This is a genomic window from Shewanella sp. FDAARGOS_354, assembly GCF_002209245.2.
GTDB lineage: Bacteria > Pseudomonadota > Gammaproteobacteria > Enterobacterales > Shewanellaceae > Shewanella > Shewanella xiamenensis.
In genome coordinates this window covers 995,711-1,019,509 of the sequence record NZ_CP022089.2, presented here as the reverse complement: position 1 = coordinate 1,019,509, position 23,799 = coordinate 995,711, and the positions used below count along the sequence as shown (strand labels likewise).

Sequence of the window (23,799 nt, the reverse complement as noted above, 5' to 3'; positions counted from 1 at the left end):
CAATAAAGCCGCCTTCGGGCGGCTTTCATTTTTCTGGAACCATTCATTTCATAGGGTTAACACAGATGTATACAGAATTTGACGGCATTATCTTCGATATGGATGGCACCTTAGTCGACAGCGGTCAGTTGCATGAACAGGCATGGCGACAAACCTTGAATCACTTTGGGATCCCCGTAGAGCCTGCTCTAATGCGCTCGTTAGCGGGCGTGCCTACTGTTGGCACCTTAGAGATTCTGATCGCCCATTTTGGCGTCACACCAACGGCCAGTTGCGAAGCCATGAACGAGTATAAAGAAGCCCTAGTGCGCGACACTATGCATTTATATGTCAAACCGACGGCATTAGCCGAATTTGCCAAGCAGAATCAGGGCAAACGCCCAATGGCGGTCGGCACAGGCGCCTACACAGAGGAAGCCATTCAAATCTTAACCCTGTGTGGGTTACTGGAATTAGTCGATTATGTGGTGGGGGCTGACCAAGTCGCGTCACCCAAACCTGCGCCAGATACTTTTTTACGCTGCGCCGAGCTGATGGGCATAGCGCCAGAGCGCTGTATCGTATTTGAAGATGCGAAGGCGGGTATCCAAGCCGCCGAAGCGGCGGGGATGTTTGTGGTCGATGTGCATGCTGAATTACAGATTGAAAATGACTATTTCCTAGGCGCTCAATAGCCGTTGCGAGCTTGTCCAATCACTGGCTAAAACGCAAAATTAGGCTTTACAATGTAAAACTTTGGGGTAAGGTAGGGACAATGAGTTTGAGGAAATCCCCATAAATTCTTAGCGTTAACAAAATTTTTATTACCTTTATCAGGAAAGGTAGTATCATAACATTTGTTTATCCGCGTTAAGTACCTTATCCAGCTGATTGGATTGAGCACAGAGATAGAGAGTTAAAGAGGGCACTATGGCAAATCAGGCAAATAACCGTCCGCAGAATATCCATAACTGGGTGGCAAGCGAATTAGGTTCTCGCATTGTGGGCGGCTTTTATGCGCCAGGTGAATATATCCCTAACGAAAATGCTATCTGTGAAGAGCTGGAAGTATCACGCACCTCCTTAAGGGAAGCCTTTAAGGTGCTCACAGCAAAAGGGCTTATCGAGTCTCGCCCTAAGCTTGGCACTCGAATTCGTGAGCGTCGCCACTGGAATATGTTTGATCCGGTGATCTTAAACTGGTTTTCCCAATCGAAACCTTCACCCGAGTTTTATACTTCACTCTATGAAATTCGTGCCGTGTTTGAACCCGCTGCGGCGGAACTGGCTGCCAAGAAACGCACCCCAGAGCAGCTTGAGGTGATTGCGGCTGCTTATGCCAAGATGGAAGCGGCCGAATTAGGTACGGATGAAGTGTATACCTCGGATATCGATTTCCACATGGCGATTTTAGATGCGACCAATAACGAGTTTATGGTATCCCTCGGCGTGTCTATCCAATCTGCGCTGCTCGAAATCTTTAGACTCAGTAGCACAATTCAGGATGACTTTATCCAATCCCTCCCTGGCCATAAGGCCATTTATACTGCGATTGCCGCAGGAGACAGTGAAGGCGCGAAAGCCGAGATGAATAAATTACTCTCGACGTCTCAAGATACAGTGCATAAAAATATCGTGCGTAAATAACGGCTTGCTTAAATTTTTAACGCCGCTTTACTGCAAATAAAAAAGGTGAACTTAGGTTCACCTTTTTTACTTTAGAGCGAGTAAAAAATAGGATTACTGCGGCTCGTTGATGCCTTCGCTTGTCATATGAATACGCTGTAGGGTGCCATCGGCATTGTAATGCAGCGGGTCAATTGCGACGGAACGTCTAAACTCACCGCCGCCATCCTGCGAGGCGCCGGTATGATAGATAAAGTAGGATTTACCTTTAAATTCAATGATTGCTTGATGGTTTGTCGGCGAGTTACCCGCCACTTCATTTAAGATACCTTGGTACTTCCACGGCCCCTGAATGCTATCACTGGTCGCATAGGCAATTTTTTCAGGGAAGCCTGAAGCGTATGAAAGATAATAGGTTTTATCTTTTTTATGTACCCAGAGTGCTTCGGTAAAGTTTGGAATATCAATCGAGTGAATTGGGCCATCGAGTTCAATCATGTTGGCTTTTAACTTGGCAAATCTTGGCTTAGTGTTGCCCCAAAACAGATAGGCTTGCTTGTCATCATCGATAAAGACAGCAGGATCGATATCATCCCAATCAATCTCGGTATCTGTGGTCATATCATGGCTAAATTTGCCCAACGCGCCGAAAATGTAAAGTTAGCTTTATAACTAAGCTCTTGAGCTAAATTAAGCCACTGTTTTTTTTTGTTTTTAATGTGGAATTTATCTGGTTACGCTCATTAACACTGAATTTAAGTCGTTACAGCTTACCGGATCATAGTTAATCTGATTTTGGTCCTTTGACTTTCAACGACCTGAACGGTATCCTTACCTAACTCTATATTGTGTTTCTGTATATAGCTAAAAATCAAAATTTTACTCATTTTACCTGTTGTAAGGATAATTTCTGTAATGAGCTTTAAGCCGCATTAGTTTAACCCCCTTCATTTTGGATCGCTCAGATCCGTTCGTAGTATCTACCCTTCGGTAGCTTTTGTTGTACCTCCATAAATCTAATATTGATTCGTCACGTTGACGAAAAAGCTCTTGTCTTTGCACATCTGTGTATATGGCTAGCGTTAGCTTTTGTTATTGATTTAATTTTAATCAGAGTGAGTAACATGATTCAAACCATGAAAAAAGAGTGGTTCTCCAATATACGCGGAGATCTGTTAGCCGGTATTGTGGTAGCGCTGGCGTTAATCCCTGAGGCAATTGCCTTTTCTATTATTGCAGGTGTCGATCCTAAGGTCGGCCTATATGCTTCATTCTGTATCGCTGTGGTTATTGCCTTTACTGGTGGCCGTCCTGGCATGATCTCTGCCGCAACAGGCGCGATGGCACTGTTAATGGTGACCTTAGTAAAGGAACATGGCCTTGAGTATTTACTCGCGGCGACCTTATTAACCGGTGTGCTGCAAATTGCTGCGGGTTACTTAAAACTCGGTAGCTTGATGCGTTTCGTCTCCCGCTCTGTGGTGACGGGTTTTGTGAATGCACTGGCGATTTTGATCTTTATGGCCCAGTTGCCCGAACTGACCAATGTGACTTGGCACGTATATGCGATGACGGTAGCTGGCCTCGGTATCATTTACCTATTCCCACTCATCCCTGTGATTGGTAAATCCGTACCTTCGCCTCTCGTGTGTATTGTCGGATTAACGCTTTTTGCGGTTTATATGGGGTTAGATATTCGTACTGTCGGCGACATGGGACAACTGCCTGATACTTTACCTATTTTCCTCTGGCCTGAAGTGCCCTTGACCCTTGAAACTCTGATGATCATCTTCCCTTACTCGGCCGGCCTTGCCGTGGTGGGCTTGCTGGAATCTATGATGACCGCCACCATAGTTGATGACTTAACCGATACCCAAAGCGATAAGAATCGCGAGTGTAAGGGCCAAGGTATTGCCAATATCGGCGCGGGTTTAATGGGCGGTATGGCTGGTTGCGCTATGATTGGTCAGTCGATCATCAACGTTAAATCGGGTGGTCGCGGACGTTTATCATCCTTCGCTGCAGGCGTTTTTTTACTTGTGATGGTGGTGTTTTTAGGAGAGTGGTTAAAGCTTATTCCTATGGCGGCACTGGTTGCCGTGATGATCATGGTGGCTATCGGTACATTCTCTTGGGATTCAATCCGTAATCTTAAGCATCATCCTATGTCAACCAACCTTGTGATGGTGGCGACGGTTGTGGTCGTGGTCGCTACCCATAACTTAGCAATTGGGGTATTTGTAGGTGTATTACTCGCGTCCCTATTTTTTGCTAATAAAGTGGGACGTTTTATGGTGGTTAAGAGTACAACGACTGCTGCTGACACTGGTCGCCATTATCAGGTTATTGGACAAGTCTTTTTTGCTTCATCAGATAAGTTCAGTAATTCATTCGATTTTAGGGAAGTGGTTGATAAAGTGACTATCGACTTATCTCAAGCACATTTTTGGGATATTACCGCGGTATCGGCCCTCGACAAGGTAGTGATTAAATTCCGCCGCGAGGGGACTGAGGTTGAGTTGATTGGCCTTAACGAAGCCAGTGCCACCATAGTCGATAAATTTGGGGTACACGATAAGCCAGAAGAAGTTGAAAAAATGATGTCTGGTCACTAAGCCATTAGCAACACAACAACAAAGGAATAAAACGATGACAAATGTGATTGCTTGTATTGACGGTTCAAATGTGACATCCGCTGTATGTGATGCCAGTGGCTGGGCCGCCTTTCAACTGAATGCCCCTGTAATCCTATTACATGTATTGGATAAGTCAGCCTATCCGATAGAGTCAGATCTGTCGGGAAATATTGGCCTAGGTACACGGGAGCACTTGCTCAATGAAATGGTTGAGCTCGAAGCGCGCCGGGGCAAGCTGGCACTCGAGCAGGGTAAGTATATGTTGCAAGATGCGCAAACGCGCATCGTGGAGGCACAACCTGCAGTCGTGGTTAAAACCTTGCAGCGTCACGGCGATTTAGTCGAAACCCTGTTAGAGCAAGAATCCCATGCCAGATTGGTGGTGATGGGGCGTCAAGGGGAGCAACATCAAGATCAAGCGCAGGCGATTGGCAGCCATCTAGAAAACGTCATTCGCACAGTTAAGCAGCCTATTTTAGTGGTGATGACAGAGTTTGAAGCACCGAAACGATTTATGATTGCCTACGATGGCAGCATTACTGCGAAAAAAGCCCTTAATCAAGTGCTAACAAGTCCACTCTTAAAAGGGCTTGAATGTCATTTGGTGATGGTGTCTGATGCTCAATCACAGGCGACAGCAGAACTGGCGTTGGTGACCGAATCTCTGATGGCGGCGAATTTCAATGTGGTTACCGCTGTTTGTCAGGGAGAAGTTCAAACGGCTCTTGAGATCTATCAACTTGAGCATCACATCGATCTTATGGTGATGGGGGCCTACGGCCATTCGCGGATAAGAGAGTTTTTTGTGGGAAGCAATACCACAAAGATGATCAGTAAAAGCCATATCCCATTATTATTATTGCGCTAACAGCTATTGATATTGCACTAATCAGTATCCAAGACGCTGGTTAGTGCATAGTAATAGAGATAGGTTCTGACGCTTAAGTTTGGAGGTGAAATGAACGAGCAGCTAAAGCAACAACTGCATTTACAGTTACAGCAAATGCTGGAAAGTTTGTTAGCGCAGATTGCAGCACAAACGAGTGATGTGCAAGTTGTCGAACTTGACCAATCACGACTCGGACGTCTTTCACGTATAGATGCATTGCAAGGACAGCAAATGGAATTAGAAACTGCGAGACGCAAGCAGCATCAGTTACAAGTTATTGAAGGTGCATTATTGCGCATAAATAGCGATGAATATGGCAGCTGTTTTGTCTGTGGTGAAGATATCGATTTGAATCGGCTTATGTTTGATCCTACCGTGACTCGCTGCATTAACTGTTCGTAGAAATATTAATGTTAGGCTAAGGCTCTTTAGATAAGGAAAATTTATCATACCTATTGATGTTACGTTAATACAGTAAGGCTAATTTTAAACGTCAATACATACAATAGTCAGTATCAATCACGTTTTATATTTTCCATAATCTCGCAGCTCTTTAACATCTATCGAGTAGGGGGAAACAATTGATTGCTTAACTGAATTTATTGCCCGATAAATAGAAGCTTCTCCAAGGTGATACTCCTTGGCAAGCTGACCAATAGTGGCCCCCTCAGCTCTTTTATCATAAATTGCTTGTTTTAAGGTGTCCGTAAGTTTTACAGGCCTACCAAATTTAACTCCATTTTCATGTGCTTTTGCGATACCTTCAGCTTGCCTCTCTGTCCGCAAGTCATTTTCAAACTCAGCAATAGCAGCCAACATATTGAACATGAGTCTCCCAGTCGAAGTGCTCGTATCAATGTTCTGATCGATAACGAGCAAATCAATACCTTCACTTTGAAAACGCGAAGCAATCTGGGCTAAGTGGACGACTGAGCGAGCAAGACGATCGAGTCGGGTTACCACTAGGGTATCCCCTTCACGTAAATAACTCATGCAAGATTGAAATTCAGACCGTTCAGCCGTCCTCCCACTGCGTTTTTCTTGATATATCTTATTGCACTCAGCTCGATGTAACTTGCCCAGTTGCACTTCTAAGCTTTGACCCGTGGAACTCACTCGAGCATAACCAACTTTGGACATAAATCACCATATCTCTTTAAAGGTTTTGATAATGCACTTATGATAGTAGTTTTGATAGGTAATAACCAGAGCTATCAAATAGTATACATTTTGATAGGGTGCATTTTTGACTTTTATCGCCCAACTGGTGTAAATTGAGCGAATCGAACGATTCGTTTAAAGGTGATAAATGAACACTCTTTCAGCCAATGAAGCAAAAATTCACTTTGGAGATTTGTTGCTCAAAGCTCAACAAGCTCCAATCCAAATTAATAAAAATGGCAAGCCTGTGGCCGTTGTTATTTCAGCTGATGCATACCAAAGTATCGAGACACTAAAATTACATTTGCTTCAATCCAAAGCGGTGAAAGCCATAACTGACATCAAAATGGGCAATTTGGTTGATGGTAATACCTTTTTTGATGAGCTGGCCGCAGGGCAGTATGACTAATGCCGGTAACTTATCATTTAACGCCCGATGCACAATCTGATCTGATAGGTATTCACCGCTTTACGTTAGCCCAATGGGGAACGACTCAGTCGAAGACCTATTTATCAGGACTTAGACAAACGATTCAACTGCTGGCTGAAACACCCACCCTTGGGAAAAATAGACCCGAGGTACGCATGAATGTGTTTAGCTTCCCTTATTCAAGTCATGTCATCTATTACATCCAACATGAGCATCAATTCGTTGTATTTGGGATCTTACATAAAAGTATGGTTCCACTTGCACATCTCGCGGAGCGGGAAATTATTTGATGTAGTGAAATAGGGAGGGCACCATGAAAAATGATGTTCGGCGGCTATCTATTTTGTCAACTGATGAAATAGATGAACTGTTTGGATTACCTCATTTCTCAGATGATGATCGTCGATTATATTTTGACTTAAGTGCTAAAGAGCGCGAGCCATTCGACAATACCCGAACGTTTTCTGTGGCAGCCCATTTAGTATTGCAACTGGGCTATTTCAAAGCCAAACGGCAGTTTTTCAGTTATGAACAAGAATCGTCAGTACTAAATGACTTGGATTACATTGCCGCGCTGTACTTTCCCACCAAAACGCTTTCAAGACTGAAAAGTCCCTCAAGACCGATTAGGGCTGAACAACAACGAGCAATTCTTGATTTATTCCAGTATAAACAATGTGATAATGAGGTAAAAGTTGATTTGGAAGATAAAGCACAGCGGGTTGCGATGTTATCGACACAACCTATCTTTATCTTTCGTGAATTAACCCAATACTTAGCATTACACCGTATTGTCATGCCCAGTTATCGGTATATGCAAGAGATGATTGGTAGAGTGGTGGCTTATGAACGCACCCGTATTGCTCGATTACTTAGCACTTGCATGACTTCACTTATCGATCAGCAATTAGCGGCTTTGCTTCGGGCTGAGTCAGGAGTATTTCGCGTCAGCGCATTAAAACATGAAGCTAAAGATTTCAGTTATAAAGAATTGCGACATGAAGTCGCACGGCGGCAGTTTTTCCAGCCTCTACATGAGTTTGCCAAGCAGTTCCTCATAACAGCGGGGATCTCCAATGAAAGCGGCAAGTATTATGCTTCTATGGTTAAGTTTTATACCACTTATAAACTTCAACGCATGAAAAAAGAGACTGCACAGTTATATCTGCTGTTTTTTGCTTTTCATCGGTTTCAGCAAATTAATGACAACTTAATTGAAGCATTGCTCCATTGGGTCGATCAATACGAGAAACAGGCCAAGCGTGCCGCTGAAGAAGCAATGAATAATGCGGTTACCAATGCAGCGAAAAATTTACAGGCTGCGGGTCATGTATTGAGCCTGTTTACGGATGACACCATCACCGATGACACACCTTTTTCCATTATTAAAGAAAAAGCCTATGCATTGCTTGAACAAGAGAGATTCCCATTAGTTGCTGATTACTTACGCAATATTGCTTTCGACAAAACGGCATTTGAATGGTCACATTACACAAAATTATCCGCCACATTCAAACGTAACTTAAGGCAACTTTTTACTGATCTGGATTTTGCCGGACGTGTAGAAGACTCTCCTTTGCTTGAAGCTATCGCGTTTTTACAAAACTTATTGCGCACAGAAAAATCACCAAGGCAAACTGACCCTAATTCATTTCCGACTGAGATTATTCCTAAAGGTTTACGCCGATATTTGTTTAGTAAAGAGGGCAAAACATTTAAAACGCTTGATGTAGATCGCTATGAGTTTTTGGTCTATCGCCTACTACGCAACTCACTGGAAGCGGGTGATGTGTACGTTAAACATAGTAATGAATTTCGCCGCTTTGAAGATGACTTAATAAGCGATCTTAGATGGCAGGATAAAGAACGAGTATTGCAAGATATTGGTGCACCCATTTTATTGGCCCCTATCCAAGATACTCTGGCTGTATTTCATACTATGCTAGCAGCACGTTATAGTGCGATTAACCAACATATTTCTGATGGGGTCAACAAACATATTAAAGTAATTGGGGCTGCCGAAAAGCGTCGTTGGAAGCTGCTTTATCCGAGCAGTGATGAATCCGTTAATAGCGATTTTTACAGCCAGTTACCAGGAATTGGTATTGCGGATCTACTGTGGTTTGTTGCGGGTAATACTGGATTTTTAAATGCATTTACCCATGTATTAGATCGTTATGTAAAGCATGAAGCTGATCCCCGTGAAATTTTCGCCTGTATTGTTGCGATGGGAACAAACATGGGGTTAGCAAAAATGGCTGAGGTTTCAGGCCTTAGCTCAGCATCAATGGCGGGGACATCAAGAAATTATCTACGCTTGGAGACATTACGAGCGGCTAATGATGCGATTAGTAATGCGACCAGCCAGCTACCCGCATTTCATCTCTATGATATTCAGGACACACTTCATTCAAGTAGCGATGGTCAGCGGATAGAAACGCAAATTAACACCCTTAACGCTCGATATTCTCCCAAGTATTTTGGTTTACAGAAAGGTGTCAGCGCCTACACGTTGGTTGCAAATCATGTTCCTATAAATGCAAAGATTATTGGGACTCACGAACATGAAAGCCATTACGTTTTCGATTTATTGCATAACAATACCTCTGATATAAAGCCAGAACGGCATTCCACTGACACCCATGGCACCAATCAGGTTAATTTTTGGATTTTGCATGCATTTGGATATCATTTTGCACCTCGTTATCGTGATTTGCATAAGAAAATGGATACGTTAGTCGGCTCACAACATCCCAATGAGTGTGGTGACTGGCTAATAAAGCCTGCCCGAAAAACCAACGATGAATTGATTGAACGTGAATGGCCCAATATTCAACGGATCATGGCATCGCTAGCTCAAAAAGATGTTACTCAAGCCACGATTGTTCGCAAACTCTCGAGCTATTCGCGTCAGAATCAGACCAAGAAAGCATTATGGGAGTTGGAAAACATATGCCGAACGCTATACATTCTCGACTTTGTCGACGATGTTGGCTTACGTCAATGTGTACAAAAAGCATTAAATCGTGGCGAAGCCTATCATCGTCTTAGACGAGCAGTTGCATTTGTTAACGGTGGAAAATTCAGAGTAAAAACAGAAGAGGAGCAGCAAATATGGAATGAATGCTCTCGGCTCATCACCAACGCGGTCATTTACTACAACACAGTGCTGCTATCTCGTGTCTATGAACAGAAGCAAACAGTAGGAGATCAAAATGCACTGGCTCAGCTTCACAGTATTTCGCCCGTTGCATGGCAGCACATCAATATGTATGGCAATTTTGAGTTTAGTCCATCAACCTCAAAAATAGATATCGATGCATTGGTTGCTCGATATGCTGAACCAGAATATTGGAAGCAAGCGCTGATTGAGAACGAGAATTCAAGTGAGTGATTTTAGAATTTAAAGCTAACTTTACATTTTTGGCGCGTTGGGCAAATTTAGCCATCATTGGTGATAAGGGCGCTTCCGCGGGCATCCTTGAAGGGGCCGAGTGGACTATCTGCAACCGCGACACCTATGGCAAAACCATTGATTTTGTTGTGTCTTGCCGTGACATACCAGTAAAACTTACCTTCCTTTTCGATCACATGGCTGGCCCATGCATCTCCTTTTGCCCAGCTGAAATCCTTCACCGATAACTTGCTGCCGTGGGCCGTCCAGTTGTGCATATCCTTAGAGCTAAAAACCAGCCAGTCATGCATGTCAAAGAAGGTACGATTGTCCTTTGCAACATCATGGCCAGTATAAAGATAGACAGTATCTTGGTGCACTATAGCGGCAGGATCGGCGGTAAATACATCCGTAAACAAAGGGTTAGCAGCAATTGCCGCTGTACTTGCCGTGGTGATCAATGCCAAACAAGCACTCACACAAATACTAGAAAATGCCTTTTTCATACTTCCTCTATTGTTTTTTGATATTTTAGTATTATAGTAATACCAATACTTTTACGTGCTAGCAATATTAAAGTACAAATTGTTAACCCAGGGCATAAAGGTGCGCCAACTCTCTGATAGTCGACTGTAATGCGGCTAATTGAAGATGTCGGGCAGGGCACGTGCTTTGGAAAACGAAGGTGTCATATGAATAATAAAAAACCGAAAACACTTCGTTCGGCAAGCTGGTTTGGTAGTGATGATAAAAATGGCTTTATGTACCGCAGTTGGATGAAAAACCAAGGCATACCAGAGCATCACTTTCAAAATAAGCCTGTGATTGGGATTTGTAATACCTGGTCAGAATTGACGCCCTGCAATGGTCATCTGCGGGAATTGGCCCAAAGAGTAAAGAATGGTATTCGGGAAGCGGGTGGCATTCCGGTGGAGTTCCCCGTGTTTTCGAATGGCGAGTCCAATTTGCGCCCTAGCGCCATGTTAACGCGTAACCTTGCGGCTATGGACACGGAAGAAGCCATTCGAGGCAACCCCATCGACGGTGTTGTGCTGTTAGTGGGCTGCGATAAAACGACTCCGGCTTTATTGATGGGCGCGGCCAGTTGTGATTTACCGACGATAGTCGTCACGGGTGGGCCCATGCTCAATGGTAAGCATAAGGGCAAGGATGTGGGTTCTGGCACACTCGTATGGGAACTGCATCAAGAATATAAAGCAGGCAACATCAGCCTCGCCGCATTTATGAATGCCGAAGCGGATATGTCCCGCTCAACGGGCACCTGTAACACTATGGGTACTGCATCGACTATGGCCTGTATGGTGGAAACCCTCGGCGTGAGTTTGCCACACAATGCCGCCATTCCTGCGGTGGATTCTCGCCGCCAAGTGTTGGCCCATATGTCGGGAATGCGAATTGTTGATATGGTCAAAGAGGATTTGACCTTAAGTAAAATTTTAAGCCGTGATGCCTTTATCAACGCCATCAAAGTCAATGCCGCCATTGGTGGTTCAACTAACGCCGTTATCCATTTAAAGGCCATTGCCGGCAGGATAGGGGTTGAACTGTCACTCGATGACTGGCGCCATGGTTACACTGTACCGACCATAGTGAATCTTAAGCCTTCGGGTCAGTACTTAATGGAAGACTTTTACTACGCAGGTGGACTGCCAGCAGTATTAAGGCAGCTGTTTGAGCATGATTTACTGAGCAAAAACACGCTCACCGTCAATGCCGCTAGCCTCTGGGACAATGTTAAAGAGGCGCCTTGTTATAACCAAGAGGTGATTATGTCACTTGAAAATCCCTTGGTTGAAAATGGTGGCATTCGCGTACTGCGCGGCAATCTCGCGCCTCGCGGCGCAGTAATCAAACCCTCCGCCGCCAGCGCGCACCTGATGCAACACCGTGGCAAAGCGGTTGTGTTTGAAAGTTTTGATGATTACAACGCCCGCATCGGCGATCCTGAACTGGAGATAGATGAAACCAGTATAATGGTGCTTAAAAACTGTGGTCCTAAGGGATATCCGGGCATGGCCGAGGTCGGCAATATGGGACTTCCACCTAAGCTGTTGAAAAAAGGAATTAAAGATATGGTAAGGATTTCCGATGCACGCATGAGTGGCACCGCCTTTGGTACCGTTGTTCTCCATGTTGCGCCAGAAGCACAAGCCCTTGGGCCACTCGCCGCAGTACAAAATGGTGACATGATAGCGCTCGATACCTATGCAGGGATATTACAGCTGGAGATCAGCGACCAAGAGTTACAGGCGCGCCTAGCAAAACTCGCGGCGGTGAAATCCATTCCAATCAATGGCGGCTATCTCTCGCTCTTTAAAGACCATGTGCTCCAAGCGGATGAGGGATGTGATTTTGATTTTCTCGTGGGATGTCGAGGTGCAGAGATACCCGCACATTCCCATTAAATATGAACTCGTTTTCTTTTATAATGAAACCAAATAATTATTTTAATAAAAGGTTGAGTTATGAAGTTGACTAATCAATACCCGAGTTTACAAGGTAAGACCATTTTTATCAGTGGCGGTGGTACGGGTATTGGGGCTTGCTTAGTACGGTCTTTTTTAGAGCAGGGCGCGAAGGTGGCATTTGTCGACATTTTAGTTGAGGAGTCGACTCAACTTGTCGCAGGCCTTAAGCAGACTCAGCCTGACGCCAGTGTGAAATTTTATCACTGTGATCTTGTCGATGTAGCTGCGCTTAAAAGCGTCATTGCACAGGTTGAAGACGATTTAGGCCCTATCTCAGTATTGATTAACAATGCCGCGTGCGATGAAAGGCATAGCATAGATGAAGTCACGCCAGAATATTGGGACCAATGCTTAAATACCAATTTGCGGCACTACTTTTTTGCCGTACAAGCGGTCAGGCCGCAAATGCAGCGGCTCGGCGGGGGTTCTGTTATCAATTTTGGCTCGATGAGTTGGCACAATCGTCAAGCGGGAATGGCGGGATATACGGCCTCAAAAGCTGGTGTCATGGGCTTAACTCGAGGTTTAGCCCTGAAGGATCCCCTCATAAATCAGCCATAGCATAGCCATATTTGAGCAACTGATTGGCGAATAATACCCAGGCCGCCAGCAATTCTTTCTCCGTGATTTGATAATCAGGCCGCCTGAGTACCTCCAATCCCAAGCGAATCGTTGAGAGTACCGTTCGATGCCCAATGGTATTGGCCTGAAAATGCTTATCCCAGCCCTGTTGCTGTGCGTGTAAACCAACTAGCCACAACAGGCATTGAACCATCAACGCTATCAGTAGGATGATGTCGAATCGCTCTGGACTGTTGGTACGACTTTGGCGTAAGCCAAAGCCGTATGCCGGGCTTTTGAGGTCACGAAAGGTTTCCTCTATTTGCATACGTTTGGCGTACAGGTTTACCAGCTGCTTTGGGCTCCGAGATTCTGGTGGTAAATTGCTGGCTAACACCCAAGGCTCTTTCGCCGATGTTGAGTACGTTTTTGCCGATGGATGGTGGCAATTAGTCCTCGTTGAACGCTGATTTGTACGCCCCTTAGGTTTGCTACGATAAAGCGTGAGATGGCAATTGATAGGGTTAGTTTTGGTCAAGGTCTTACAACCCAGGCTCTTCGCTTGACCGTTGGCCAAGTCATGTGTACTGCGAACTGCACGCCAATTTTCAGCGCCAATATCTGCAAATTGAACTGTACCGCGAATACGGCTTAGCCAAAACCAACCATGCGCCTCAACCTCTTTGTACCAAGGCACTTTGAACCCCGCGTCAGTCACGATGAGAGGGGTAACATGCAAAGGTAAAATCTTGGCTAAGTCCGCTAAAAAACCGTTGTGGGAGGCCTTAGAGCATTGTTCTGATAGGGGATAGGACTTCTCATACAGGGTAATAGAGCGGCCGTTGAAGGCTATTGAGGCGCGCAGAGCCATGATGCGTTTATGCTCTCGGATGTCTGACCAATCGACGAGCACAATCGGCATAGGGTTACCAGAACAGATGAGGCTGGCATGCCATTGGTAGACAGCTAACCGTTCTTGATGCAGATGCGTGTTGCCGAGCAAACGATCAATGCGCTTGATGTTGTGCTTGGTTCGGGCCGTGGTTGGTAAATTTCGACCTAACTCAGTCAAGGTCAGTGTCTTACATTCAATCAGCGCCTTAGAGGCCAGCATCAAGCTGTTTAATCGTTTTAGGTGAAGTTCTGGGCAGTATTGGTGTAAAGAATGTAGTAGGATATTGGCTTCGCGCATCTTGTTGTCCAAGTGTAGTTTTTGGCGAAACCATTTGATCATGCAACAAGATGCGCTTCCACCCTAATTTGATGATTTATTTGTAAATCATCAGGGGATTCTTCAGGGTTTAGCCGCCGATTTAGGCAAAGATAAAATCCGGATTAATACCTTAACGCCGGGTTGGGTGATGACAAAACGTCAACTCACACACTGGGTAGATAAAGATACGGCAAAACATATCGAAAATAACCAATGTATTAAAGAATATGTAATGCCCGAAGATATTGCTGCTATGGCGTTATTTTTAGCAGCAGATGATAGCAAACTCTGCACCGCACAAAATTTTATTGTCGATGGTGGTTGGATTTAAATATCACAATAAAATTTCAGTTCATTGAATAATGAGGTGAGTGCTGAGTTTATTTTTAAATAAAAGGTAAAGCACTCACCATGCAACTCTCCGTCTCTAAAAAAAATGTAAAACATGCCGCATTTGCGGATGAATTACAATTAGTCACGCTTGCCAATAGCCACGGGCTTGAAGTGGTTCTATCAAATTACGGCGCTAGCATTTGGTCGGTAAAGCTTTATGGCAAAGATGAGCAACCTATTTCATTAAGTCTTGGCTATCAAGATATTAAAGATTGGGCGACTAATCCGTATTATTTTGGTATTACTGCCGGCCGTGTCGCGAATCGTATTGGTAAAGCACAATTTCCTTTAGCAGGTAAAACGATTCAATTAGTCGCCAACGAAGGCAATAACCAACTTCACGGCGGACCTAAAGGATTAAGCCATTGCACTTGGCAGGTTGAGACTTTGCAGAACAGTGACAGTGTGGTGGCGGTTTTCAGCATTACCAGTCCCGATGGCGATCAAGGATTTCCGGGTAATCTTGCCATTAAGCTAGAATACCGTCTCAATGAAAACAATGAATTAATCCTAAGTTATCACGCCTCTTGCGATCAAACCACACCCGTCTGTTTAACCAATCATGCCTACTGGAATCTTGCCTCAAACAAACAGCAAGGTATTTTGGAGCATGAGTTAACCATCCATGCCAGCCATATTCTTGCCCTAGATAATGAACAGATCCCAACCGGCGAATTAATCTTAGTCGACGATAGCGCCTACGATTTCAAACAACCAAAGGCAATTGCCGCAGATATTAAGCAATTAGCTAATGGTTATGATCATTATTTTGTGATGGATAGAAATCCTGACAATAAAAACAGTTTGCAGACAATTGCAGTGTTAAAAGATCCGCTTTCTGGCCGAGAACTCGAAATTAGTACCACGGAAGTCGGCGTGCAATTTTACAGCGGTAACTTTCTCGATGGCAGCCATATTGACGATGAAGGTTATAGCATTAATCAATTCCATGGGCTCTGTTTAGAAACCCACGGTTATCCGAATGCGGTCAATATTGATCATTTTCCGAATGTCATGCTTGAGGCAAATACTCAATATCAACAAATTACGGTACATAAGTTTAAGAATATTTAATTCAATAAAGGCGAAATAATATTTATTTATACGAGTTAGCCTGCTGATTTTAGCAGGCTAGGGGATCTCTGTTACCTAAAGTTATAAAGGGAATAATAATGAAACATAATAAAATCATTACCGCATTGGGATTATGGGCTGTAAGTGCCACTTGTGCCTACGCCACTACGGTAGGCTTTTCACAGGTTGGGTCTGAGAGTGGTTGGCGAACGAGCTTCAGTGAAGCTGTTAAAGCTGAGGCCAAACAGCGGGGTATAGATTTAAAATTTGCCGACGCTCAGCAAAAACAAGAGAACCAAATCAAAGCCGTGCGTAGCTTTATCGCCCAAGGCGTGGATGCCATTATTATCGCGCCTGTAGTGGAAACAGGCTGGAAGCCAGTGCTGAGAGAAGCGAAACGCGCCAACATCCCTGTAGTGATAGTAGACCGTAATATCAAGGTCGATGATGATTCCCTATTCCTCACCCGTATCGCCTCCGACTTTACCGAAGAAGGCCGCAAGATTGGCCAATGGCTCATGGATAAAACCCAAGGCAACTGTGATATCGCCGAATTACAGGGCACAGTCGGGGCAACCGCAGCGATTGATCGCGCCACTGGTTTTAACCAAGTGATTGCCAATTATCCCAATGCCAAGATTGTTCGCAGCCAAACCGGCGAATTTACCCGTGCTAAGGGTAAAGAAGTGATGGAAGGTTTCCTCAAGGCCCAAAACGGTCAGCCACTGTGCGCCGTGTGGGCGCATAACGATGAAATGGCCCTGGGTGCCGTGCAAGCCATTAAAGAAGCAGGTTTAAAACCGGGCAAAGATATTCTGATCGTCTCCGTGGACGGTGTGCCCGATTACTTTAAGGCCATGGCCGATGGTGATGTGAACGCCACGGTTGAACTTAGCCCTTACTTAGGTGGCCCAGCGTTTGATGCTATCGATGCGTACCTTAAGGGCAATAAGGAGCAGCCTAAGCTTATCAGCACCACGGGTGACGTATTTACCCAAGAAACCGCTGCCGCCGAGTACGAAAAGCGTCGCCATCAATAGTCAGATTGACGCTTTCTTGGGGAATAGCTATGAGCCTTATTTTAGAACTCAAGCAGATCAGTAAGCACTATCCGGGCGTAAAAGCCCTTGAGGATGTGAGTTTGCGGTTATTTGCGGGGGAAGTTCACGCCCTGCTCGGCGAAAACGGTGCGGGTAAATCGACGCTGGTGAAAGTGATGACAGGCGCCCAGTCGAAAGACATGGGCGACATCCTTTTCCTCGGCGAGCCGCAACACTTCAACACACCAATGGACGCGCAAAAGGCGGGGATCAGCACGGTTTATCAGGAGGTGAACTTAGTGCCTAACCTGACCGTGGCACAAAACCTGTTCCTCGGTTACGAACCGCGCCGCCTTGGACTGATCCATTTTAAAAAAATGTATGCCGACGCGCGGGCCGTGTTAACCCAGTTCAAGCTGGATATCGATGTTAGCGCACCGCTGTCGGATTATTCCATCGCGGTGCAGCAACTGATCGCCATCGCCCGCGGCGTAGCCATGTCGGCCAAGGTATTAGTGCTCGATGAGCCTACCGCGAGCTTAGATGCCAAAGAAGTGCAAGTGCTGTTTGGGATCTTAAACCAGCTCAAAGCCAAGGGCGTGGCTATCGTCTTTATCACTCACTTCCTCGATCAGGTTTATCAGATAAGCGATCGCATTACCGTGTTACGTAACGGGCAGTTTATCGGCGAATTTCTGACGGCAGAACTGCCACAACCTAAGTTGATTGAAGCCATGCTCGGGCGTTCTCTGCAGGAGCAATTGGTTGATAAACAGGAAAAGGAGCGCACCGTCACCCGCGCTGAGGCCGTGCTCTTGTCCCTCAAAGATGTGTCGGTAAAAGGCTCAATCCAATCGATGAATCTCACCGTGCCAAAAGGGCAAGCAGTTGGACTTGCGGGGCTATTAGGCTCTGGGCGCAGCGAAGTCTGCAACGCCGTATTTGGGCTGGACTTGGTCGATAGCGGCAGTATCCATTTAGCGGGGCAGAAATTGAATCTGTCACAACCCGTAGATGCAATCAGCGCCGGGATCGCCCTGTGCCCGGAAGATCGCAAGATTGACGGCATTATCGGCCCTTTATCGATTCGTGAAAACATCATACTCGCGCTGCAGGCGCGTATCGGGTGGTGGCGGTATTTATCTAAAGCTCGGCAGCAGGAAATTGCCCAGTTCTTTATCGATAAATTACAGATTGCAACACCGGACGCAGATAAACCCATAGAGCAATTGAGTGGCGGTAATCAGCAGAAGGTGATCCTCGCGCGTTGGTTAGCCATAGAGCCGATTTTATTGGTACTGGATGAGCCGACCCGCGGCATCGACATTGGCGCCCACGCTGAAATCGTCAAGCTTATCAGAAGCCTGTGTGATGAAGGCATGTCACTATTGGTCGCATCGTCCGAGCTTGATGAGCTTGTGGCCTTTTCAAATAAAGTCGTGGTGCTACGCGACAGATATGCAGTACGTGAACTTTCAGGCGCGGAATTAACCTCGCAGCACGTCATGCAAGCGATTGCGGAGGGATAAATGAAAAGCTCTGTCCAAACCCTATCGACCGAATCATTTTCGTCTGAGTCGAACTCATCTGAACGACAACGGATGCAGGAAAGCCACAAAACCATGGTTCAAGAAAAAAACACCCGTTACCAAGCGGGCAAGTCGACCTCCATTGGTCGATACCTCTGGCCACTCTTGGCTTTAGGTATTCTGTTACTTGCCAATCTGTTTATTGATAGCAGTTTCTTTAATATCAGCTATCAAGACGACAGGCTTTATGGCTCTTTGATTGATATCTTAAATCGCAGTGCACCCGTAGCGCTGCTCTCGATTGGTATGAGTCTCGTGATTGCCACTGGCGGTATTGACCTGTCGGTTGGTGCCGTGATGGCGATTGCGGGCGCCGTTTGCGCGAATCTACTGTTAGTGCCGGATTTAAGCTTAGTCATCGTCATTGCTGCAGGCCTGAGTATTGGGCTCTTAGCCGGTTGTATTAATGGCGGTCTGGTGAGTTTCTTAGGCATTCAACCGATTGTCGCAACCTTGCTTTTGATGGTGGCAGGGCGCGGTGTTGCTCAGCTTATCAACCAAGGGCAAATTATCACCTTCCAGCACCCAGGCTTTGCCGCTATTGGCGTGGGCCAGTTTTTAGGCCTGCCGATGCCCGTGTGGATTGTGATTGGGATGCTGATCTTTAGCCAATTACTGCTACGTAAAACCGCCTTAGGGCTGTTTATCGAAGCGGTGGGCTGTAATGCCAAGGCGAGTCGTTACCTTGGGATCAACGATAAATCCATCAAACTGTTTGCCTATGCCATTGCGGGTCTGTGCGCGGCATTGGCCGGCATGATCAGCACCGCCGATATCCAAGGTTCAGATGCGAATAATGCCGGACTGTGGCTTGAGCTCGATGCCATATTAGCAGTGGTTATTGGCGGCGCCGCACTCACGGGCGGGCGTTTCTCCTTGATTCTGTCGGTCGTCGGCGCGCTGATCATCCAAACCTTAGCAACCACGATTATCGTCAGCGGTTTACCCGCTAAATTTAACTTGCTGATCAAGGCCATCGTTATCCTGACCGTGCTGCTGTTGCAATCGGCTAAATTTAGGCGCCAATTGTCGGCGCTATTCAAATCCAAGCGCCAAGCGGATGCAAAACCAGCAGAAAAGGGCACAAGTGCAAAAGTCAGCACAGCGACAGGAGAAAAACCATGATAGCAAGACGTTTTATCCCGCTGTGGATCACCGCCTCATTGCTGCTGACGATGTTTCTGGTCGGCACCTTTCAGTTTGACGGTTTTGCCAGCGGCCGAGTAGTCACCAACCTGTTGCGTGATAATGCTTTTTTACTTATCACCGCATTAGGTATGACCTTAGTGATTATCTCCGGGGGCATTGATCTTTCAGTTGGCGCCGTCATCGCCTTAAGTGGGGTTGTCAGCAGTTTATTGATCACCGAGTACCAGTGGCATCCGCTGTTAGCCTTTGCGGTTATCCTCCCCCTTGGCACGCTGTTTGGCGCACTCATGGGCAGCATTATCCATGTGTATAAGTTGCAGCCTTTTATCGTGACGCTTGCGGGCATGTTCCTCGCTCGGGGCTTAGCGACGACGCTCAGCGAAGAGTCGATTGCCATTGACCATCCATTTTACGATGCGGTGGCCGAGATGAGCATTGCACTACCAGGCAATGCTGCGCTCGATTTAAGCTCACTGATCTTTATTCTGTTTTTTGTGATTATCGCCATTGTGATGCATTACAGCCGTTTCGGCACCAATGTGTATGCCATTGGTGGCAATCAACATTCTGCTGAACTAATGGGGATTTCCATCGCTAAAACCACTATCAGTATTTACGCCATCAGTAGCTTTCTGGCAACGCTGGCGGGCATTGTCTTTACCTTTTACACCTTCTCTGGCTATGCGCTTGGCGCCATTGGCGTCGAACTGGATGCCATTGCGGCCGTGGTCATTGGCGGCACGTTACTGACGGGCGGCAGTGGATTTGTGCTCGGCACTGTACTTGGAGTGATTTTGATGGGGGTGATCCAAACTTATATCACCTTCGATGGCAGCTTAAGCAGTTGGTGGACCAAGATTGTTATCGGACTCTTATTGTTCTTTTTCATCCTATTACAGAAACTCTTGAATGGACGCAAAAAACAACATGGATAATCGTCAACCTAACCTGTCGGTCTTTCGGCGCTTGCCTTTGACCTGTGGCTTACTCGCCGCATTGGCACTGCCATTAGCGCAAGCCGTGCCTGTGCTTGAGATTAGCCGCGCACAATCCCACAGCGCCACGGCGCAAGCCCTCGATGCGAAGGCGCCCTTTATCGAGAGAAGGGCGGATCCTTGGGTGATCCGCGATGATGACGGCAGTTACTACTTTATTGCCTCTGTGCCTGAGTTTGACCGCATCGAACTTCGCCACGCCAAAACCATAGATGGTTTACGCCAAGCAACGCCTAAAACCCTGTGGCGCAAGCATGAAACTGGCCCCATGAGTATCGATATTTGGGCGCCAGAGCTGCACAAAATCGATGGTCGCTGGTATATCTATTTTGCGGCCAGCAATAAGGATGTGCGTTTTCATAACCGCATGTTTGTCTTAGGCCTTGAGGGTGACTCGCCGATGACGGGCCAATGGCAAGAGCTAGGTAAATTACAGTCGGCGCAGGATGCCTTTTCCCTCGATGCGACCAGCTTTAGCCTGAAGGGCGAGCGTTATTTTATTTGGGCGCAGCAGGATAAGGCCAAGCGTTACAACACCGGTTTAGTGATTGCCAAAATGCTCTCACCAACTCAACTCTCTGATAACGAAGCCATTATCAGCGAGCCCTTATTGGATTGGGAACGTTTAGGCTTTAAAGTCAACGAAGGCGCTGCGGTGTTGGTTAAAAACGGTAAAGTCTTCGTGACCTATTCCGCCAGTGCCACGGACGACCGTTATGCCATGGGGCTATTATGGGCCGATGAAAATGCCGATTTACTCGATCCCAAGAGTTGGCATAAATCGCCAAGCCCAATCTTTACCACTGAGCCTAGCCTGAATCGTTTTGGTCCTGGCCATAATAGTTTTGTGCTGGCAGAGGATGGTAAAACCGAGCTGATGTTTTACCATGCTCGTAATTACCTTGAGCTGCAGGGGACACCATTGACTGACGGTAATAGACACACTTACTACCGCGCCATTCGCTGGTCGGCGGACGGTTTCCCAGTATTTGATAATCAGCAGAGCGATAGCCAAACCCTGCATCAGCAAGACACGCAATCCCGCGAATAAGCGAAATGCGTTTAACAGACACGAACCGCACACTTAAGTAATCGAAATAGACAGGTTTTCCATGATAAGAGCAACAAACAGCCCCCTAGTCGAGCAGCGCGCCGATCCCTTTGTGTATCGACATAGCGACGGTTATTACTACTTTACGGGCTCTGTTCCGACCTACGATCGGATTGAACTGCGTAAATCCAAGACCTTAGACGGCTTGAAAGACGCCCAAACCTTCGATATCTGGTTTAAACACCAAAGCGGCCCGATGAGCCGCCACGTATGGGCACCCGAGATCCATTATATCGACGGCAAATGGTACATCTACTTTGCGGCCAGCGAAGAAGAAAATATTTGGGCCTTACGCCCCTATGTGCTTGAGTGCCAAGGGCAAGATCCCTTGAATGATGAATGGATTGAACTTGGCATGATGCAGGCGGCCGATGGTGATAATAAGTCATTTATCGACTTTTCCTTAGATGCGACCATTTTTGAAAACAACGGTAAGCGTTACTTCTGCTGGGCGGAGAAAACCGGCGGTCAATTTGCGGCATCCAACCTTTATTTAGCGGAAATGGCATCGCCCATCAAGTTAAAGACGGCGCAATTCATGCTCACCACCCCAGATTACGATTGGGAACGAGTCGATTTTTGGGTTAACGAAGGGCCTGCAGTGCTTAAACATCAGGGGAAAATTTTTATTACTTTCTCGGCCAGCGCCACAGGTGCTTGTTATTGCATGGGTTATATGGAGGCCGATGAGCATGCTGATTTGCTCGATCGTAACTCATGGAAGAAAACCCGCCAGCCAGTGCTGTGCACTGATGTCGACAAGCAAATCTTCGGCCCTGGTCATAACAGTTTCACCGTGGCTGAAGATGGCGTAACGCCCATCTGTGTGTACCATGCCCGTGATTATGAACATGCAGAGGGCGACCCAAGTGTGGTACCTAACACAGATACCCGTCCATTAGCGCAAATAATTAAAGATCCACTCTATGATCCCAATCGCCATGCGCGAACGTTAGCGGTGTCATTTGATGAGAGCGGGCGTCCCTTGTTCAACCTCTACTAATTGATTTGCCACCACATATGATGTGATACCCGCGGGGCATGCTTCAGCAGCCCCGCTTTTTTATGCCTGACTGAAGCGCTATTGCTGCTTAGGTGAAGCGCTATTGTTTAGGATCGCACGCAAAACAAGCTATTCCAATCACTTAACCGATGCAACCTTTGAACCTATTGATGTTATATTACCGCCCGAGCATTCACATTGTGGGCAGAAGTACTGCCTGCGTGTGAAAGTGAATGTCAGTGATGATGATTTTGCCAAGTTCGAGGAGTAGGGAAATGGCGATAAACAAGGACAAACTTAGTGCAAATATTGAAGCAAGAATGGATGAATTTACTCAGGAAATAACACAGGCACTTGCGAAATATTACGATTGGTGGCTGTCAGAATATCCGGCGCAGACCCTCTACGGTTTTTGCTTGTACAGCACGCCCTTAGTGGAATATTTAGGCGTCACCCTTTTCACCGAGGAAGGCCTGACGGCCGTCGCAGAGCAATATCAAAACGCTCATCGTTTTCGGCATAAATCCCTCGCACAGCTTAAGCAAACGCTGCGCTGGTCGGCCTGCGACTCTCCACATCACAATGAAAATGAAGACATTTTTGAGGCAGTTAACGACAAACTTCAATTGCTGCTTGAGGACGCTGAAGCGCTTGAGTCCGAAGAGGCATTTGATGCTTACCTTAAAGCCTTGTACGCCATATTAGTCAGGGCGCTCAATGAGGTTAAAGCCATGCGCCCGCTAAACCCGCAGGCAATATTGTTCTCCGTCTGGTTTGGCGATCAAAGCGATGTTGATATCGATTATTTTGTTCAAAGTTGCAATAACAAAGAGATGGCCGCTAGTTTTTATCAGCAATGGCGTTGAATATTGCTAACAAAAATTTTCAACACAACTTGCTTATTTCGTCTGTTACCTACGAGGTCCCACTCAATATTGACAGGTAGTGGCTGATATTTACGGCGAGTCGCATAGGCCACCAGCAAACATCAGGTAGTGCCAAGCGTAGAAACTCTGGGTAAGGGGATAAAAACAAGGGAAAGCGTTTCACTTTCCCTTATCTGAATC

22 protein-coding genes and 2 pseudogenes are annotated in these 23,799 nt (G+C 46.2%); 20 read left to right on the top strand and 4 right to left on the bottom strand.

Features of this window, described 5'->3' with window-relative positions:
- Positions 1–65 precede the first annotated feature (65 nt).
- Positions 66–674 carry an HAD family hydrolase gene (locus CEQ32_RS04675; protein WP_037431316.1) on the top strand — a complete coding sequence of 203 codons (609 nt, stop codon included), beginning with the start codon at positions 66–68 and terminating at the stop codon, positions 672–674.
- A gap of 235 nt (positions 675–909) precedes the next feature.
- Positions 910–1,626, top strand: coding sequence for a FadR/GntR family transcriptional regulator (locus CEQ32_RS04670; RefSeq protein WP_037418975.1), 717 nt, complete (start codon positions 910–912; stop codon positions 1,624–1,626).
- 93 nt (positions 1,627–1,719) lie between these two features.
- Here the strand turns inward: CEQ32_RS04670 and CEQ32_RS04665 are convergent.
- Positions 1,720–2,235, bottom strand: a pseudogene (locus CEQ32_RS04665) (family 43 glycosylhydrolase); the annotation flags it as partial.
- Between the two features lie 494 nt (positions 2,236–2,729).
- On the opposite strand from CEQ32_RS04665, the gene CEQ32_RS04660 reads away from it, so the two are divergent.
- The 3 genes from CEQ32_RS04660 to CEQ32_RS04650 all read left to right on the top strand — a co-directional run bounded on the left by CEQ32_RS04660 (position 2,730) and on the right by CEQ32_RS04650 (position 5,532).
- The gene (locus tag CEQ32_RS04660) at positions 2,730–4,220 is read left to right on the top strand and encodes a SulP family inorganic anion transporter (RefSeq protein WP_011787801.1); all 1,491 of its coding nucleotides are present in this window, start codon (positions 2,730–2,732) and stop codon (positions 4,218–4,220) included.
- Positions 4,221–4,254: 34 nt separating this feature from the next.
- Complete coding sequence (locus CEQ32_RS04655; protein WP_011787802.1) at positions 4,255–5,109, top strand: universal stress protein; 855 nt, start codon at positions 4,255–4,257, stop codon at positions 5,107–5,109.
- A gap of 90 nt (positions 5,110–5,199) precedes the next feature.
- Positions 5,200–5,532 (top strand): TraR/DksA family transcriptional regulator, encoded by a 333-nt coding sequence (locus CEQ32_RS04650; protein ID WP_011787803.1) that lies wholly within the window; start codon positions 5,200–5,202, stop codon positions 5,530–5,532.
- 117 nt (positions 5,533–5,649) lie between these two features.
- Here CEQ32_RS04650 and CEQ32_RS04645 read toward each other — a convergent pair whose 3' ends face one another.
- Positions 5,650–6,270, bottom strand: a complete 621-nt coding sequence (locus CEQ32_RS04645) for a recombinase family protein (protein WP_011787804.1) — start codon at positions 6,268–6,270, stop codon at positions 5,650–5,652.
- 169 nt (positions 6,271–6,439) lie between these two features.
- On the opposite strand from CEQ32_RS04645, the gene CEQ32_RS04640 reads away from it, so the two are divergent.
- From CEQ32_RS04640 to CEQ32_RS04630, 3 genes are read left to right on the top strand one after another with little or no spacing between them, the layout of a single operon-like run.
- Positions 6,440–6,700, top strand: a complete 261-nt coding sequence (locus CEQ32_RS04640) for a type II toxin-antitoxin system Phd/YefM family antitoxin (protein ID WP_011787805.1) — start codon at positions 6,440–6,442, stop codon at positions 6,698–6,700.
- Positions 6,700–7,011 carry a type II toxin-antitoxin system RelE/ParE family toxin gene (locus CEQ32_RS04635; protein WP_011918375.1) on the top strand — a complete coding sequence of 104 codons (312 nt, stop codon included), beginning with the start codon at positions 6,700–6,702 and terminating at the stop codon, positions 7,009–7,011. The genes CEQ32_RS04640 and CEQ32_RS04635 overlap by 1 nt, the downstream gene beginning before the upstream one ends.
- Positions 7,012–7,034: 23 nt before the next feature.
- Positions 7,035–10,115, top strand: a complete 3,081-nt coding sequence (locus tag CEQ32_RS04630) for a Tn3 family transposase (protein ID WP_088585589.1) — start codon at positions 7,035–7,037, stop codon at positions 10,113–10,115.
- 53 nt (positions 10,116–10,168) lie between these two features.
- Here CEQ32_RS04630 and CEQ32_RS04625 read toward each other — a convergent pair.
- Positions 10,169–10,621, bottom strand: a pseudogene (locus CEQ32_RS04625) (family 43 glycosylhydrolase); the annotation flags it as partial.
- Between the two features lie 186 nt (positions 10,622–10,807).
- Between CEQ32_RS04625 and CEQ32_RS04620 the strand changes: the two are divergent.
- Entirely contained in the window at positions 10,808–12,541 is a 1,734-nt protein-coding gene (locus tag CEQ32_RS04620) for an IlvD/Edd family dehydratase (RefSeq protein ID WP_069454962.1), read from the top strand.
- A gap of 60 nt (positions 12,542–12,601) precedes the next feature.
- On the top strand, positions 12,602–13,165 hold the full coding sequence (locus CEQ32_RS04615) for an SDR family NAD(P)-dependent oxidoreductase (protein WP_226871868.1): 564 nt from the start codon (positions 12,602–12,604) through the stop codon (positions 13,163–13,165).
- On the opposite strand, the gene CEQ32_RS04610 is transcribed toward CEQ32_RS04615, so the two are convergent.
- Positions 13,149–14,357: an IS4-like element IS10A family transposase gene (locus tag CEQ32_RS04610; RefSeq protein WP_088585542.1), complete on the bottom strand. Its 1,209-nt coding sequence runs from the start codon at positions 14,355–14,357 to the stop codon at positions 13,149–13,151. The genes CEQ32_RS04615 and CEQ32_RS04610 overlap by 17 nt on opposite strands.
- A gap of 97 nt (positions 14,358–14,454) precedes the next feature.
- Between CEQ32_RS04610 and CEQ32_RS04605 the strand changes: the two genes are divergently transcribed.
- The 10 genes from CEQ32_RS04605 (at position 14,455) to CEQ32_RS04565 (ending at position 23,598) form a co-directional block, all read left to right on the top strand.
- Positions 14,455–14,709: an SDR family oxidoreductase gene (locus CEQ32_RS04605; RefSeq protein ID WP_083244004.1), complete on the top strand. Its 255-nt coding sequence runs from the start codon at positions 14,455–14,457 to the stop codon at positions 14,707–14,709.
- Positions 14,710–14,789: 80 nt separating this feature from the next.
- Complete coding sequence (locus CEQ32_RS04600; RefSeq protein ID WP_088585588.1) at positions 14,790–15,845, top strand: aldose epimerase family protein; 1,056 nt, start codon at positions 14,790–14,792, stop codon at positions 15,843–15,845.
- 98 nt (positions 15,846–15,943) lie between these two features.
- Positions 15,944–16,885, top strand: coding sequence for an ABC transporter substrate-binding protein (locus CEQ32_RS04595; RefSeq protein ID WP_037431307.1), 942 nt, complete (start codon positions 15,944–15,946; stop codon positions 16,883–16,885).
- A gap of 29 nt (positions 16,886–16,914) precedes the next feature.
- Complete coding sequence (locus CEQ32_RS04590; protein WP_088585587.1) at positions 16,915–18,414, top strand: sugar ABC transporter ATP-binding protein; 1,500 nt, start codon at positions 16,915–16,917, stop codon at positions 18,412–18,414.
- Entirely contained in the window at positions 18,415–19,599 is a 1,185-nt protein-coding gene (locus CEQ32_RS04585) for an ABC transporter permease (RefSeq protein WP_088585586.1), read from the top strand.
- Positions 19,596–20,558 (top strand): galactofuranose ABC transporter, permease protein YjfF, encoded by a 963-nt coding sequence (yjfF, locus tag CEQ32_RS04580; protein WP_122040736.1) that lies wholly within the window; start codon positions 19,596–19,598, stop codon positions 20,556–20,558. Before CEQ32_RS04585 ends, yjfF begins: the two co-directional genes overlap by 4 nt.
- A complete protein-coding gene (locus tag CEQ32_RS04575) occupies positions 20,533–21,669 on the top strand; it encodes a family 43 glycosylhydrolase (protein WP_088585585.1) in 1,137 nt (378 codons plus the stop codon). The genes yjfF and CEQ32_RS04575 overlap by 26 nt, the downstream gene beginning before the upstream one ends.
- A 61-nt stretch (positions 21,670–21,730) precedes the next feature.
- Positions 21,731–22,732: a family 43 glycosylhydrolase gene (locus tag CEQ32_RS04570; RefSeq protein ID WP_088585584.1), complete on the top strand. Its 1,002-nt coding sequence runs from the start codon at positions 21,731–21,733 to the stop codon at positions 22,730–22,732.
- A gap of 103 nt (positions 22,733–22,835) precedes the next feature.
- On the top strand, positions 22,836–23,003 hold the full coding sequence (locus tag CEQ32_RS22925) for a hypothetical protein (RefSeq protein ID WP_181159853.1): 168 nt from the start codon (positions 22,836–22,838) through the stop codon (positions 23,001–23,003).
- A gap of 4 nt (positions 23,004–23,007) precedes the next feature.
- A complete protein-coding gene (locus CEQ32_RS04565; RefSeq protein ID WP_088585583.1) occupies positions 23,008–23,598 on the top strand; it encodes a DUF4303 domain-containing protein in 591 nt (196 codons plus the stop codon).
- Positions 23,599–23,799: the final 201 nt, after the last annotated feature.

Bases quoted from the DNA above. Each gene is read 5' to 3' on its own strand.
- CEQ32_RS04675 (WP_037431316.1), top strand. From the start codon at position 66: ATGTATACAGAATTTGACGGCATTATCTTCGATATGGATGGCACCTTA.
- CEQ32_RS04670 (WP_037418975.1), top strand. From the start codon at position 910: ATGGCAAATCAGGCAAATAACCGTCCGCAGAATATCCATAACTGGGTG.
- CEQ32_RS04660 (WP_011787801.1), top strand. From the start codon at position 2,730: ATGATTCAAACCATGAAAAAAGAGTGGTTCTCCAATATACGCGGAGAT.
- CEQ32_RS04655 (WP_011787802.1), top strand. From the start codon at position 4,255: ATGACAAATGTGATTGCTTGTATTGACGGTTCAAATGTGACATCCGCT.
- CEQ32_RS04650 (WP_011787803.1), top strand. From the start codon at position 5,200: ATGAACGAGCAGCTAAAGCAACAACTGCATTTACAGTTACAGCAAATG.
- CEQ32_RS04645 (WP_011787804.1), bottom strand. From the start codon at position 6,270: ATGTCCAAAGTTGGTTATGCTCGAGTGAGTTCCACGGGTCAAAGCTTA.
- CEQ32_RS04640 (WP_011787805.1), top strand. From the start codon at position 6,440: ATGAACACTCTTTCAGCCAATGAAGCAAAAATTCACTTTGGAGATTTG.
- CEQ32_RS04635 (WP_011918375.1), top strand. From the start codon at position 6,700: ATGCCGGTAACTTATCATTTAACGCCCGATGCACAATCTGATCTGATA.
- CEQ32_RS04630 (WP_088585589.1), top strand. From the start codon at position 7,035: ATGAAAAATGATGTTCGGCGGCTATCTATTTTGTCAACTGATGAAATA.
- CEQ32_RS04620 (WP_069454962.1), top strand. From the start codon at position 10,808: ATGAATAATAAAAAACCGAAAACACTTCGTTCGGCAAGCTGGTTTGGT.
- CEQ32_RS04615 (WP_226871868.1), top strand. From the start codon at position 12,602: ATGAAGTTGACTAATCAATACCCGAGTTTACAAGGTAAGACCATTTTT.
- CEQ32_RS04610 (WP_088585542.1), bottom strand. From the start codon at position 14,357: ATGCGCGAAGCCAATATCCTACTACATTCTTTACACCAATACTGCCCA.
- CEQ32_RS04600 (WP_088585588.1), top strand. From the start codon at position 14,790: ATGCAACTCTCCGTCTCTAAAAAAAATGTAAAACATGCCGCATTTGCG.
- CEQ32_RS04595 (WP_037431307.1), top strand. From the start codon at position 15,944: ATGAAACATAATAAAATCATTACCGCATTGGGATTATGGGCTGTAAGT.
- CEQ32_RS04590 (WP_088585587.1), top strand. From the start codon at position 16,915: ATGAGCCTTATTTTAGAACTCAAGCAGATCAGTAAGCACTATCCGGGC.
- CEQ32_RS04585 (WP_088585586.1), top strand. From the start codon at position 18,415: ATGAAAAGCTCTGTCCAAACCCTATCGACCGAATCATTTTCGTCTGAG.
- yjfF (WP_122040736.1), top strand. From the start codon at position 19,596: ATGATAGCAAGACGTTTTATCCCGCTGTGGATCACCGCCTCATTGCTG.
- CEQ32_RS04575 (WP_088585585.1), top strand. From the start codon at position 20,533: ATGGACGCAAAAAACAACATGGATAATCGTCAACCTAACCTGTCGGTC.
- CEQ32_RS04570 (WP_088585584.1), top strand. From the start codon at position 21,731: ATGATAAGAGCAACAAACAGCCCCCTAGTCGAGCAGCGCGCCGATCCC.
- CEQ32_RS04565 (WP_088585583.1), top strand. From the start codon at position 23,008: ATGGCGATAAACAAGGACAAACTTAGTGCAAATATTGAAGCAAGAATG.